17 protein-coding genes are annotated in these 12,646 nt (G+C 69.4%); 11 read left to right on the forward strand and 6 right to left on the reverse strand.

Annotated features, from left to right (window positions below; all coding sequences use genetic code 11):
- The first annotated feature begins 53 nt into the window (after window positions 1-53).
- The 4 genes from NV401_RS11640 (at window position 54) to NV401_RS11655 (ending at window position 3,716) form a co-directional block, all read left to right on the forward strand.
- Window positions 54-1,076, forward strand: coding sequence for an SIS domain-containing protein (locus tag NV401_RS11640; protein ID WP_261294592.1), 1,023 nt, complete (start codon window positions 54-56; stop codon window positions 1,074-1,076).
- The gene (nagA, locus tag NV401_RS11645; protein ID WP_261294593.1) at window positions 1,076-2,236 is read left to right on the forward strand and encodes an N-acetylglucosamine-6-phosphate deacetylase; all 1,161 of its coding nucleotides are present in this window, start codon (window positions 1,076-1,078) and stop codon (window positions 2,234-2,236) included. The genes NV401_RS11640 and nagA overlap by 1 nt, the downstream gene beginning before the upstream one ends.
- Window positions 2,237-2,374: 138 nt before the next feature.
- Window positions 2,375-3,109 (forward strand): glycoside hydrolase family 16 protein, encoded by a 735-nt coding sequence (locus tag NV401_RS11650; protein ID WP_261294594.1) that lies wholly within the window; start codon window positions 2,375-2,377, stop codon window positions 3,107-3,109.
- 34 nt (window positions 3,110-3,143) lie between these two features.
- Window positions 3,144-3,716, forward strand: a complete 573-nt coding sequence (locus tag NV401_RS11655; RefSeq protein WP_261294595.1) for a hypothetical protein — start codon at window positions 3,144-3,146, stop codon at window positions 3,714-3,716.
- A 25-nt stretch (window positions 3,717-3,741) separates the two neighbouring features.
- Here the strand turns inward: NV401_RS11655 and NV401_RS11660 are convergent, their stop codons facing one another.
- The 4 genes from NV401_RS11660 to NV401_RS11675 are packed head-to-tail and all read right to left on the reverse strand — an operon-like array spanning window position 3,742 to window position 6,526.
- Window positions 3,742-5,076, reverse strand: coding sequence for an ABC1 kinase family protein (locus tag NV401_RS11660; RefSeq protein WP_261294596.1), 1,335 nt, complete (start codon window positions 5,074-5,076; stop codon window positions 3,742-3,744).
- Between the two features lie 7 nt (window positions 5,077-5,083).
- Entirely contained in the window at window positions 5,084-5,578 is a 495-nt protein-coding gene (locus NV401_RS11665; RefSeq protein ID WP_261294597.1) for a DUF427 domain-containing protein, read from the reverse strand.
- Window positions 5,575-5,961 (reverse strand): thiol-disulfide oxidoreductase DCC family protein, encoded by a 387-nt coding sequence (locus NV401_RS11670; protein WP_261294598.1) that lies wholly within the window; start codon window positions 5,959-5,961, stop codon window positions 5,575-5,577. The genes NV401_RS11665 and NV401_RS11670 overlap by 4 nt, the downstream gene beginning before the upstream one ends.
- Window positions 5,962-6,004: 43 nt before the next feature.
- Entirely contained in the window at window positions 6,005-6,526 is a 522-nt protein-coding gene (locus NV401_RS11675; RefSeq protein ID WP_261294599.1) for a DUF1993 domain-containing protein, read from the reverse strand.
- A gap of 178 nt (window positions 6,527-6,704) precedes the next feature.
- Between NV401_RS11675 and NV401_RS11680 the strand changes: the two genes are divergently transcribed.
- From NV401_RS11680 to NV401_RS11705, 6 genes are all read left to right on the forward strand, one after another.
- Complete coding sequence (locus NV401_RS11680; RefSeq protein ID WP_261294600.1) at window positions 6,705-6,956, forward strand: GCG_CRPN prefix-to-repeats domain-containing protein; 252 nt, start codon at window positions 6,705-6,707, stop codon at window positions 6,954-6,956.
- An 84-nt stretch (window positions 6,957-7,040) separates the two neighbouring features.
- A complete protein-coding gene (locus tag NV401_RS11685) occupies window positions 7,041-7,592 on the forward strand; it encodes an RNA polymerase sigma factor (RefSeq protein WP_261294601.1) in 552 nt (183 codons plus the stop codon).
- Window positions 7,589-7,996 carry a hypothetical protein gene (locus NV401_RS11690; protein WP_261294602.1) on the forward strand — a complete coding sequence of 136 codons (408 nt, stop codon included), beginning with the start codon at window positions 7,589-7,591 and terminating at the stop codon, window positions 7,994-7,996. Before NV401_RS11685 ends, NV401_RS11690 begins: the two co-directional genes overlap by 4 nt.
- Before the next feature lie 3 nt (window positions 7,997-7,999).
- Entirely contained in the window at window positions 8,000-8,446 is a 447-nt protein-coding gene (locus NV401_RS11695; protein ID WP_261294603.1) for a periplasmic heavy metal sensor, read from the forward strand.
- Window positions 8,447-8,516: 70 nt separating this feature from the next.
- Window positions 8,517-9,914 (forward strand): DUF1800 domain-containing protein, encoded by a 1,398-nt coding sequence (locus NV401_RS11700; RefSeq protein ID WP_261294604.1) that lies wholly within the window; start codon window positions 8,517-8,519, stop codon window positions 9,912-9,914.
- Window positions 9,915-9,918: 4 nt separating this feature from the next.
- Window positions 9,919-11,064 carry a DUF1501 domain-containing protein gene (locus NV401_RS11705; RefSeq protein WP_261294605.1) on the forward strand — a complete coding sequence of 382 codons (1,146 nt, stop codon included), beginning with the start codon at window positions 9,919-9,921 and terminating at the stop codon, window positions 11,062-11,064.
- 45 nt (window positions 11,065-11,109) lie between these two features.
- Here the strand turns inward: NV401_RS11705 and NV401_RS11710 are convergent, their stop codons facing one another.
- Window positions 11,110-11,745 (reverse strand): TetR/AcrR family transcriptional regulator, encoded by a 636-nt coding sequence (locus NV401_RS11710; RefSeq protein ID WP_261294606.1) that lies wholly within the window; start codon window positions 11,743-11,745, stop codon window positions 11,110-11,112.
- A gap of 173 nt (window positions 11,746-11,918) precedes the next feature.
- On the opposite strand from NV401_RS11710, the gene NV401_RS11715 reads away from it, so the two are divergent.
- Window positions 11,919-12,161 (forward strand): hypothetical protein, encoded by a 243-nt coding sequence (locus NV401_RS11715; RefSeq protein ID WP_261294607.1) that lies wholly within the window; start codon window positions 11,919-11,921, stop codon window positions 12,159-12,161.
- Between the two features lie 10 nt (window positions 12,162-12,171).
- Here NV401_RS11715 and NV401_RS11720 read toward each other — a convergent pair whose 3' ends face one another.
- Complete coding sequence (locus NV401_RS11720) at window positions 12,172-12,603, reverse strand: DUF4345 family protein (protein ID WP_261294608.1); 432 nt, start codon at window positions 12,601-12,603, stop codon at window positions 12,172-12,174.
- Between the last annotated feature and the right edge of the window lie 43 nt (window positions 12,604-12,646).

Here is a 12,646-nt window from a genome sequence, read left to right on the forward strand (position 1 = left end):
GACGATGGGGATGATGAGGCTGCCGGCATCGGCTGGCAGTGCGAGGGGACGTGATGAGCCGGACGTTGATGTGGTTGGAGGCGGCCTCCGCCTCGAAGGTCGTAGCCGAACAGCTGGCGCAGAATGGCGGCGTCCTGGCCGCGATCGCCGCCGCGCTGGCCGAGACGCCGGCGCCGGTCGTCGTGACCTGCGCGCGGGGCAGTTCCGATCATGCCGCCGGCTATCTGAAGTTCCTGCTCGAAACCCGCGCCGGCACGCTCGTCGCCTCGCTGCCGCCATCGGTGGCGTCGATCTACGAAACGCTGCCGCGGATCGGCGACGGTGTCTGCGTCGCCATCTCGCAATCCGGGCGATCGACCGATCTGCTGTCCACCGTGGAAGCAATGCAGCGCGACAAGGTGCGGGTGATCGCGATGGTCAACGACGCCGACTCCCCCCTGGCGGCGATGGCCGATTTCGTCGTGCCGCTGCACGCCGGCGTCGAGCGCAGCGTGGCGGCGACCAAGAGCTATATCGCGACCCTGTTCGCCGGCCTGCACCTGACCAGCGTACTCGCGCCGGCGACCTTGCCGTCGTCACTGCTGGCGGCACTGCCGCAGCAGCTCGATCAGGCCTGGGCGCTGGACTGGACGCCGCTGATCGATGCGCTGGCCGACGCGCGCGGGCTTTATGTCATCGGCCGCGGTGCCGGGCTTGCCGTGGCGGCGGAGGCGGCGCTCAAGTTCAAGGAAACCTGCGCGCTGCACGCCGAGGCGTTCAGCGCCGCCGAGGTCCGGCACGGCCCGATGGCGCTGTTCGATGCGGACCTGCCGTTGCTGGTGTTCCGGCAGGACGATGCGGCGGCCGACAGCATCGACGCGCTGGTGGATATCGCCGTCGGCCAGGGCTGCCGCGTGTTCGTCACCGGCCGTGCACGGGCGGGCGCGACCGCCCTGCCGGTGATCGACGCGCCGGCGATCGTCCAGCCGCTGTTGCAGATCCAGTCCTTCTACCGCGCCGCCAACGATCTGGCGCTGCGCCGCGGGCTGGACCCCGACAATCCGCCGTTGCTGCGCAAGGTGACGGTGACGGTGTGATGAGCATGTACCTCACCAATGGTACGATCCTGCATCCGGACCACGGCATCGTCGACGGTCATGCGCTGCAGGTCGCAGACGGCCGCATTGCGGGTATCGTGCGTGCTGGCGACGTGCCGGCGGGGGCAATCACGGTCGACCTCGGGGGCAACCTGCTCGCGCCGGGGTTCGTCGATCTGCAATGCAATGGCGGCGGCGGCGTGCTGTTCAACGACGATCCGTCGGTCGCGGCGTTGCGCGCGATCTCCGCCGCGCATAGCCGGTTCGGGACGACCGCGTTCCTGCCGACGCTGATCAGCGACGACCTGCCGACCATGCAGCGCGCGCTGCTCGCGGTGAACGAGGCGATGGCGGCCGGCGTGCCGGGGATCGTCGGCATCCATCTCGAAGGGCCGTTCCTGAACACGGAACGCAAGGGGATCCACGATTCCGCCAAAATCCGCCCGCTGACCGCCGCCGATGTCGATGTCATCCTGGCCGACCGCCCGGCGACGACGCTCGTTACGCTGGCGCCCGAGCTCGCCCCGCCCGACCAGCTGGGCCGGCTGCGCGACGCCGCGGTGCTGATCTGCGCCGGCCACACCAACGCGACGTTCGAACAGACGATGCAGGCCTTCGCCAGCGGTGTTTCCGGCGTTACCCATCTGTTCAACGCGATGTCGCCGCTGCGCGCGCGCGAGCCGGGCGCGGTGGGCGCGGCCTTGCTGTCGCCCGAGTGCTGGTGCTGCATCATCGTCGATGGCGAGCACGTCCATCCCGCCGCGCTGCAACTGGCACTGCGCGTCAAGGGATCGTCGGAGCGCTTCATCCTCGTCACCGATGCCATGCCGACGGTCGGCCAGGCGGTGAAGGAATTCGTGCTCAACGGCGAAACGATCACCGCGCATGGCGGCGTGTGCCAGAATAGCGGCGGCACGCTGGCCGGATCGGACCTCGACATGGCGCAGGCGGTGGCCAAGACCGTTGCCCTGCTGGGCGTCGACCGCGCCGAAGCGATCGGCATGGCCAGCGCCAATCCTGCCCGCTACCTCGGATTGGACGACCGGTTCGGCACGCTGGCACCGGGGCTCGCGGCGAACCTCGTCGAACTCGCGCCCGATGGCGCCGTGCGCCGGACCTGGATCGACGGCACGCTGGTCTGGGATGCAGCGGCCGGGTGACGCCCGCGAGGCCCGGCTAGATGCTCTGCCGTCACGGAAGGATCGAGCACTGACCCGGCCCTTTGACAAGCTTCAAAGGAATGATACCATTCTGCTTCCTATATAGAACGACTCGAACGTTTAGGGAGAGATGAGATGATGCGACGGCCTTCTTACCGGATTGCGGCTGCCTGCCTGGCGACCTCGCTCGCGACGGCGGCGCTGCCGGCTGCGGCCAAGACGCTGCAATTTGCCGGTCACACCTGGACGGTTCGGGCCAATGGCGTCGGCGCGCCGCGCAACAATGCCTGGTGCGAGGACAATGCCTTTGTCGATGCCAGCGGCTATCTCCACCTCAAGCTGACCAACAAGAACGGCGCCTGGTGTGCCGCGCAGGTCTCGTCGACCGACAGCATGGGCTTTGGCACCTATCAGTGGCAGCTGCGCAGCCGGGTGGACAATCTGGACAAGAACGTCGTCGTCGGGCTGTTCAACTATCCCCCGAGCAATGTCGCGCCCGACGAGACCAACGAGATCGATATCGAGTTCACCAAATGGGGCATCGCCGGCGCGAATGCGCTGAACTACACGATCTATCCCGCCGTCACCGGCGTGCCGTACACGACACAGAACTTCCCGATCGCGATGAACGGCGATTTCAGCACGCATCGCTTCATCTGGAAGCGGCAGTCGATCCGCTTCCAATCGACCAACGGGCATTACGACAACAATCCGCTGCCGATCGCCGACTGGACCTATGCCCCGGCCGATTATGCCCAGCGGATCGGATCGACCCCGATCCCGGTGTTCATGAACATCTGGATGACGGCCGCGCCGACCAATGGCCTGCCGGTCGAGATCGTCATCTCGTCGTTCAAGTTCACGCCGGGCTGAGATCGGGCGGCGGCGGGGCATCGAGGCGAGCGACATGAAGACGATCGGCGTGATCTGCGGTGGCGTGGTAGCGGGCGCCGCGATCCTGCTGGCCGGCACCGGGCGCCGGCCCGCCGGTTTACGGGACCGTCCGGTCCAGGTCGTCGCGGCGGCACCGGCCGGCGGAGCGGTCGTGCCCGAGCCGGTACGCACAGCGCCGCGCCGGGACGATGCCCCGCCGGCAGGGCCGTCGCTCAAGTCGGGGATCGGCGCGCGTGACGATGCGCGTGCCATGCTCGGCATGCTCGCGGCACAGGCGCACACCGAGAAGCGGGATGGGGCCTGGGCAGACCGCAGCGAAGCGCAATTGCGACCGTTGCTGGCCCGGATCATGCCCTATGGCGCGGTCCCGGCGGCGGTAGAATGCCGTGAAACGATGTGCGCGATCGTCGGGTCGCTGCCGGAGTCGTTTGGCGCCGGGGAGGTCAGTGCGCTGTTGCAGGCCCTGCAGGGCAAGGAGATGCGCGCCGCCTTGCCCGACAGCAATCTGGTCGGTGGACCCGCCGTCACCACTCAATCCCGGGGCGGCAGTCGGTACGCGCTGTTCTTCAAGCGCGCGGAACCATGAACCCGCGTCGTGGTGCAGGATGGCGCTACGCGTTCTCGCCGGGCAACGCCTGCAGGACCATCGCGCGAACATCGACCCGCGCCTTCAGCCGCGCCGCCAGCAGGGCGGTGCCGCTGATCTTGCGCTGGACGAACAGCGTGTCGACCGGCGGCACGTGCCAGGTGTCGCGATCGGCGGCCATCGCCATGCCCTGATCGCGCAGCACGCCGACGAACGCGCGATCGCCGAAATCGAACGGCCCGGTGCGGTTCAGTTCGACCAGGATCACGTCGATCATCCGGTCGATCAGCGCGCCGTGCCGCGCGACCGCGGCGTCGCCGAGAAAGCCGACGCTGATCGCCGCCTGGCGCACGGCGTCCCGGCTGCCCGACAGGCCGGCGCGCAGCAGTTGGCGATAGCCGTCGACGGTCGATTGCGCGACCGCGCGCGCCGCGCCGAAATCCAGCAGCACCAGCTTCCCGGTGTCCGGCTGATAGCGGTAATTGGCGAAGTTGGGATCGGTCTGCATCACCCCGAACTCGAACAGTTCGCGCAGCACCAGCGCGATCAGCGACGCCATCGCCGCATCGCGCCGGTCCTGCGCGCCCTCCGCCAGCGTCTCGATCGGCACGCCCTCGACGAAGCTCATCGCCAGCACGCTGGGCCCGCTGAATTCGGCATCGAACGTCGGCACGACATAGGCATCGTCGCCCGCCAGCAACTTGTGGAAGCGCGCCAGCTGCGCCCCCTCGCGGACATAATCCGCTTCCTCGTGCAGCTGCCGCTTCGCCTCGGCCAGCAACGGCGCGATATCGAGCGTCTTGGGCAGCGCGCCGGAGACGCGCAGCAGCGTCGCGACATTGTCGACATCGGCGTCGATACTCTCGCGGACACCGGGATATTGCACCTTGATCGCGAGCTCGCGGCCGTCATGCGTGCGTGCGCGGTGCACCTGGCCGATCGACGCGGCGGCCATCGGCCCGGCGTCGAACCGCGCGAACCGCCGCCGCCAGTCTTTGCCCCAGGCCTGCGCCAGCACCTGCTGCAACTGCGCCGGGGGCATATGATGCGCGCGATCGCGCAACCGCGCGAGGATCTGCGTCAGCTCGGCCGGCAGGAAGTCGCCGGCATCCATCGAAATCATCTGGCCGAGCTTCATCGCCGCGCCGCGCAGGTGCGACAATTGCTCCGCCACGCGCCCGACATTGCCCGGCGTCAGTAGCAGATCGCGCAGCTGCGGGCGCTGCCCGTCGGCCAGCCGCCGCGCGCCTTCGGCGATCACCCCGCCCGCCACGCCGCCGGCCAGGCGACCGAACACGCCGAGCCGCGACAGCCGCCCGCTCGGCACGGCCCGGCCACGGGAATCGCGCTCGTCGGTCATCCGAACCTCACCAATATCGACTGCCCGGCACGCCCTTGAACGGGCCAGCCAGCGCGCCGGTTATCCACCCGCCATAAAATGCGCCCGGCTGCGGGACGACCGTTTCGCCATCGACGCTGCAGCGATCGAATGGCGCGGCATAGAAAGCGACATGATCCTTGAGCAGTGCGAACGGCGCACTCGGCGCGGCATAGCTCCAGCCGACATGCGGCAGGACCAGATCGCCGAGCACGACGTCCCAATAGCCGGCAACGCCCTTCCACTCGCAGAACGAGCTGCCCGCGGCGCGGCGCAGCACGCCCTCGCGAATGTCGGCGCGCGGGATGTAATAGCTTGGCGGATGGCTCGTCTCGAGCGTGCGGACGGTCGCGCGACTATCGGCGATCACGACGCCGTGATGCTCGATCACCACATGGGCATGGGTCGCCTCGGCGATGGCGGGGCGCGGAAACGACCATACGCTTTCCTGCCCGGGGCCGACCGGCAACGGCTCCGGCCTCATGACCGTTCCAGCCGCACGGCAAGCCGCTGCAACCGCGGGCGCAGCCGCAGGAACCCGCGATACGCCTGCTCCAGCCCGGCCAGCACCAAGCGGTTGCGCGCCAGCAGCCCCAAAGGCCTGAGCAGCGGGATCGCCCGCCACATCGCGCCGAACGCGGCCGCGCCCGACAGCATCCGATCCCCCTCGCGGGCGTGGAACCGCGCCAGCAGCGCCGCGCGATCGACCGGGCACGAACTCGACTCGCCCGACGCGAGATCGACGAAATCGATCCGCCCGGCGCGGTCGAGCCGGCGCATACCGGCAATCTCGCGCCGGCACAGCGGGCAACCGCCGTCATACCAGACGGTGAGCGGTTGCGCCGCGGAAGGAGTCGAGGACATCATGCGAAGGGCACAACGCCGGGGAAGCGCGATCGGGCGCGCGGGCCTATCGTTTCATCCGCGGCATGCCCAGGAAGTCGCGCTTGCCCAGCTTCACGCCCTGCGCGCGCAGGATCGCATAGGCCGCGGTGGCGTGAAAATAGAAGTTTGGCTGCGAGAAGGAGAGCAGGAAATTGGCGCCGGTGAAGGGCATCCGGGTCTCGCCCATGGCGAACTGCGTGTCGCTGTCGGCCAGCGCATCGAACGTGTCGCGATCGATCGCCTTGAGGCTGGCGATCGCCGACTGCAGCACCTCGTGCAGCCCGGCGAACGTGGTCGGCCAGGGCGTCATGTCGGGCGAGAAGCTGCCCGCGCGCACGCCCTCGATGCCGCCGATCGAATGCGCCGCGCAGGATTTCACCTGATAGCCGAACGGCAGCATGTCGGGCGCAAGACGCGCATCGATGAGGTCGGCCTCGGCCATCCCCTGCGCGCCGCAAAACGCCTCCGCCTTGTCGAGCAGCGCATCGATCGCGCCGAGGATCTGGAGGTTCGACGGTATCACGGCGTCATATAGCGAGAACGACATGTCTTATGCTCCATCCGGTGTGCCGGCCTTATGCGATGTCGCGGTCCTCAGGTCCACGGGCACAGTGTCCATGCTCGTCGCGTCCGGTGATTTTTCGGCGACGGAACGGCGCGGCGGCTGCGTTGAAGCGGTATCCGGCAGCCGGGAGCGCGCTGCCGGCGAGCAGAAGGAGACTATCATGCGAACATTGCTGCTGGCCGCACTTGCGGCAGGCGCCGCCTTCGTGGCCGCCCCGCCAGCCGAGGCGCGACAGGGCTGCGGCGTCGGCGCGCATCGCGGCCCGAACGGCTATTGCCGCCCCAATCGCGGTCGCGTCGTTGTGGTGCCCGCCCGGCGGGTCGGATATTTCTATCACGGGCGCGGCTATTGGGATGGCCGGCGCTATTGGGGCCATCGCTATCGCGTCCGTGGTGGATGGCGCTATCGCTGAGGATCTGGCGGGGGCGCTGGCACACGGCGCCCCCGCCATTCTCCATGTCGGGCGCGACGGGGTTGGCGCAGCAATGGGTGACGGTTGAGCGTAGACGATCCCGATACGCAGCTGATCGAGCGGGTCGGCCAGGGCGAGCCGGCGGCGATGCGCCTGCTCGTCGCGGCCAAATTGCCGCGTGTCCTGAATCTTGCGACGCGGATGCTGCACGACACCATGGCGGCCGAGGACGTCGCGCAGGACGCGTTCGTGCGCGTGTGGCGCAACGCCGGCAAGTGGCAGCCGGGCCGCGCGCGGTTCGACACCTGGCTGCACACCGTGGTGCTCAACCTGTGCCGCGACCGACTGCGGCGGCACCGCGAGGCCAGCGGCGCGGCGGTGCCCGACCATCCCGATCCCGCGCCCGATGCCGAGGCACAATTGATCGCCGCGCAGCGCGGGCGCGACGTGGCGGCGGCGATTGCGGCCTTGCCGGCGCGCCAGCGCGAGGCGATCCTGTTGGTCCATTACCAGGATCTGTCCGGCGTCGAAGCGGCCACTGCGCTGGACATCAGCATCGAGGCGCTCGAATCGTTGCTGGCCCGGGGGCGGCGCACGCTGCGGGGCCAACTTCAATCGCAGAAAGGTGATCCATGACGACGCCCTTGCCCCTGCCGAGATTCCAGGAACTGGCGGATGCCTATGGCGGCGTGATTGCGCGCTGGCCGGCGGCGGTTCGCGACGCTGCGCGCGTCACCGCGATGCACCCCGTCGCCGCCGCGATCCTCGCCCAGGCATTGTTGCTCGATGAGACGCTGGATGCCTGGCAGCTTGCGGCGCCGCCGGCCCGGCTACGTGACGCCGTGTTGGCCCGCGCCCCCGATCGCACGCCCGATCGAACGATCGTCCGCAGCGCGCGGCTGTGGTGGTCGGGCGTCGGTATCGCCGCCACGCTGGCGGGCGCGACCGCCGGGATCGCGGCGGTCGCCATGCTTGGCCCGATCGACGCGCCGTCCGATGCGGTCACGTCGTTCGGCGATATCGGCGCACAGGAGAGTTGATCGATGGGAAAGATGCGTATCGTGCTGGCGGTCTCGATCGTCCTCAACCTGTTCCTCGCCGCCGCGCTGATTGCGGGATATGTTTCGCTGCGCGCCGACAACCGCATGATCAACGCCGGCGCGCTCCGCGTCGCCGGCGCCGAGCTGCCCGCCGGAGTGCGCAAGCCGTTCCGCCAGGCGCTGCGCCAGGCGCGCCGCGCGATGCGGCCGACGATCGCCGAAGGGCGCGATGCCAAGGCCGAGGCCGCCGCCTTGCTGCGCCGCCCGACCGTCGATCAGACCGCCGTCAACGCCGCGCTCGATCGTGCGCGGGCCGCGGACATGGCGGTGCGCGCCGCGGTCGAGCGCCGCGCGGTTGCGTTTGCAGCAACGCTTTCGCCGGCGGATCGCCGCGCACTCGCCGAAGCGATGCAGCGCCGCGCCACCGCGCCGAACCGCCCCGCCAGATAACCGGCCGCGACGGAAAGACCCTGCTCGTGCGTTGAAGAGGCATCGAATACCCAGCGAGGTGCCCGCCGTCATGCCGTCCCCATCCCTGTCGCCCGCGGCGATCGCGCTCAACCGCTTCGGGCTCGGCGCGCGCTCGGACGATGCCGCCCCCGCAGATCCAAAACGCTGGCTGACCGATCAGTTCGGCCGCTTCGAGGTCCGCCCGGCGGGGTTCGCCGCGCTCGACGATGCCGGGCTGGCGGCACAGCGCTATCGCGAGGCGCAACAGGCCGTGCGGCAGATGGCCCGGCAGGAGGCCGCCACCGACGCGACCGACATGAAGGCGGCGCGCAAGGATTCCCGCCAGGATCTGCAGGCACTGTATCGTGCCGGGGTGCAGGCGCGCGCCGATAGCGCGCTCGCCACCGCGGCGCCGTTCGTCGAACGGATGGTGCATTTCTGGGCGAACCATTTCTGCGTCTCGGTCGATACCCCGCCGGTCACCGCCTTCGCCGGCGCGTTCGAGCGCGATGCGATCCGCCCGCACGTGCTCGGCAGCTTTGCCGACATGGCGCTGGCGGCGGAGCGCCACCCGGCGATGCTGCTCTATCTCAACCAGGTCCAGTCGATCGGCCCCGGCAGCCCCGCGGCGGCGCGCAATCCGGACCGCAAGCGCGGGCTGAACGAGAATCTCGCGCGCGAGATCATGGAGTTGCACACGCTCGGCGTACGCTCGGGCTATACCCAGGCGGACGTCACCGAATTCGCGCGCGCGCTGACCGGCTGGAGCGTCGAGGGCCTGGGGCCCGGCGCGCGGCAGGGCGATCCCAACGCGTTCGCCTTCCGCGCGCGCCAGCACGAGCCCGGCGAACGCACCATCCTCGGCAAGCGTTATGCGCAGCCGGGCGACGCGCAGGGCCGCGCCGCTCTGCTCGATTTCGCCGCCGCCCCCGCCACCGCGACGCATATCGCCACCAAGCTTGCGCGCCACTTTGCCGGCGACGATCCGCCCCGCGCGCTGATCGCGCGGCTCGCCGACAGCTTCACGCGCAGCAAGGGCGATCTGCCCACGCTCTACGCCACGCTGATTGCCGCGCCCGAGGCATGGGTGCCGACCCCGACCAAGTTCAAGACGCCGTGGGAATGGACCATCTCCAGCCTGCGCGGTCTCGGCTACCGGCAGGCCGGCCGGATGCAGATCGCGACGCTGCAGACGCAACTCGGGCAGCGCGTGTGGAAGCCCGGCGCCCCGGCGGGCTGGGACGATATCGCGGCGAGCTGGGCCGGGCCCGATGCGCTGCTGCGCCGGGTCGAGGTCGCGCAGCGCCTCGCGGCGCCGCTCGGCGAGCGGCTCGATGCCCGCACGCTCGCGCCCAAACTGCTGCCGGCGTCGCTCGGCGCTGCCACCGCCGACCAGATATCGCGTGCGGAAAGCCCGGCCGGGGCGCTCGCGCTGATGCTCGTCGCCCCCGATTTCCTGAGGAGATGATCCGATGATCGCCCGCCGCCACTTGCTCTCCGCCGCCGCGCTCGGCGCCGGTGCGCTGTTCGTTTCCCCCGGCATCGCGCTGGCCACTGCGGCAACCGAGCGCCGCTTCGTGTTCATCATCCAGCGCGGCGCGGCGGACGGGCTGGACGTGCTGCGCCCGACCGGCGACCCGGCGTTTGCCGGCTTGCGCGCCAGGCTGATCGGCGAGACGCCGGGGATCAAGCTCGATGCGATGTTCAGCCTGCATCCCGCGCTGGTCGAGATCGGCAAGATGTACGCGCGGCAACAGGCGCTGTTCGTCCATGCCGTCGCCTCGCCGTATCGCGATCGTTCGCATTTCGACGGGCAGAACGTGCTCGAGACAGGCGGCGCGCAACCCTATGTCGTGCGCGACGGCTGGCTCAACCGGCTGGTCGCGATGCTGCCGCGCGCCAGCGACGACGCGATCGCGATCGCCGCGACCGTGCCCACCGCGCTGCGCGGATCGGTGCAGGTCGCCTCCTATGCGCCCTCCGCGCTGCCGCATGCCGCGGACGATCTGATGACGCGCGTCACCGCCTTGTACGAGGCCGATCCGCAGCTGCATCCGCTCTGGGCATCGGCGCTCGAAACCAGGGGTCTGGCCACCGACGTCGGTGCGCGGCAGGATCCGGCAAGCCTCGGCACGCTGACCGCCGGCTTCCTGACCAAGCCGAACGGCCCGCGCATCGCGATGCTCGAGACCCTCGGCTGGGACACGCACAATGCGCAGGCCGGGCGGCTGGCCAACCAGCTCAGGAATCTCGACGCGATGCTCGCCGCGCTGCGCGACGGGCTCGGCGCGGCATGGGCGACCACCACGGTGCTGGTGGCGACCGAGTTCGGCCGCACCGTGGCGGTGAACGGCACGGGCGGAACCGATCACGGCACCGGATCGGTCGCGATGCTGCTCGGCGGCGCGGTGCAGGGCGGGCGCGTCGTCGCGGACTGGCCCGGGCTGGCGCCCGGCCGGCTCTACGACGCCCGCGACCTGCGGCCGACCGCCGCGCTCGACGCGCTGATCGCCGGTGCGGCGGCGGAAAGCCTGGGGCTCGATCCGGCGCGCGTCGGGCGGACGCTGTTCGCCAAGAGTGGCGCGGTCACGCCGATCACCGGATTGATCCGCAGCTGACCGCCCGTTGTGGCGCCTGCGCGGCGGAGCGACACCCGGCGTCGGCTAGGCGTCGATCCCCGCCGCATCGACCGTGCACAGCACCGCATCGACCATTCGCATGATCACGGCGCGCGCGGCGTCGCGATCGAGATCCTCATCCTCGCGCAAGCGCCGCCAGCAATGGAAACTCAGTGCTAGGTGCAGCGCGATGGCGAGCGGCTGGTCGGCCTTCACCGCATCGGGCAGGATCGCCGCCAACGTCGTCCATTCGAGCTTCAGCTGGCGGCGATAGTCCTTCATCAACACGTCGGAATTGAACCGCCGCAGATCGGCGGCGGCACGGAACGGCAGCAATTCCTCGTAGATCTTCCAGCGCCGGTCGGCGATCTCGCGCACCCGGCCCTGCCAGTCGGTCGCTTCGAGCGGACGGATCAGGATCGGCATGACGCGATCCTCGACCCGCTCGCTCACCTCGCGGTAGATTTCCTCCATATCGCCGAACTGGCGAAACACGGTGCGCTGGCCGACTCCGGCGAACACCGCGACCTGATCGGCAGTGGGCGACAGATTGCCGTTCTGGATCAGTTCCACCATGGCATCGATGATCGCCGCGCGACTGGCCTTGCTTCGTTCGCGCCGGCCGTCCGGCGCCGCATCGGCGCTGGGCGTGATCCGCTTGATCGATCGTGGTTTTGCCATGCCATCTTTGTCCCAGGCGCCAGGGTCCGCGCCGATGCGCCTTACCTAGTTGGGGACGCCCTGCCCAAATATTTTCTTGATAAGGATTGTTCCAGCCCCCGAATCATTTGACAGCATCACTGCCGATTAATACGCATATCGAGCAGCCAACAGATATATCGGAGAAGACGTTCATGCGACCGATCGATATCCCGCTCGCCTCCCTGGCCCTGATCGGTCTGGCGCACGCCTCGGCCGCCGCGGCCGGGCCCACCGTACGCCAGGCGTGCATGCCCGAAATCCGGCAGCTGTGCGCCGTCGAGCTCGCCGCACGCAACCGCGACCGGGTCAAATCCTGCCTGATGAGCAACAAGGATCGATTGTCCGAAAATTGCCGCGCGGCGATCGCGGAAAGGCAGGACGCGAAGAAGGAATAGCGCGGCGCACCTATGCCGCGCCGGTCGCGCCGGAATGCGGGCGCCGGGCGCACTCAGCGGTCCGTTCCCCGATCGCGAATTGTCGATAAGCCAGGGCCAGAATCACGATCATCGCAAATTCCGCCGCCATCGGGGTGACTGTCGTCGCAACCATGCCGTCCATCGCCACCCCGATCGACCGGCCGCCGAGCGCGATTCCCAGCAAGAGCAACGGCACGCGTAGCGGCGCGCGCCGGGCCTGCCATGCGCCGATGAACGCAAACAAGCCGCCGCACAGAAAGAAGGCGGAGAAATCGGCACGGAGCGTCGCGATCCCCTGCACGCCGTTCGGCATCACATTGAACGACGGGGCAATGCGCACCGGCGCGAGCAGGAAGACGAGCCCGAGCGCGAGATTGAACGCCGCGACGACGAACACCAGGATGCGCAGCAGCAATGTCATCGTGGTTCCCCTGTAACACCCGGCAGCCGCTCGCTGGCGCCGA

It is taken from the genome of Sphingomonas hylomeconis, from assembly GCF_025370105.1.
Lineage (GTDB): Bacteria > Pseudomonadota > Alphaproteobacteria > Sphingomonadales > Sphingomonadaceae > Sphingomonas > Sphingomonas hylomeconis.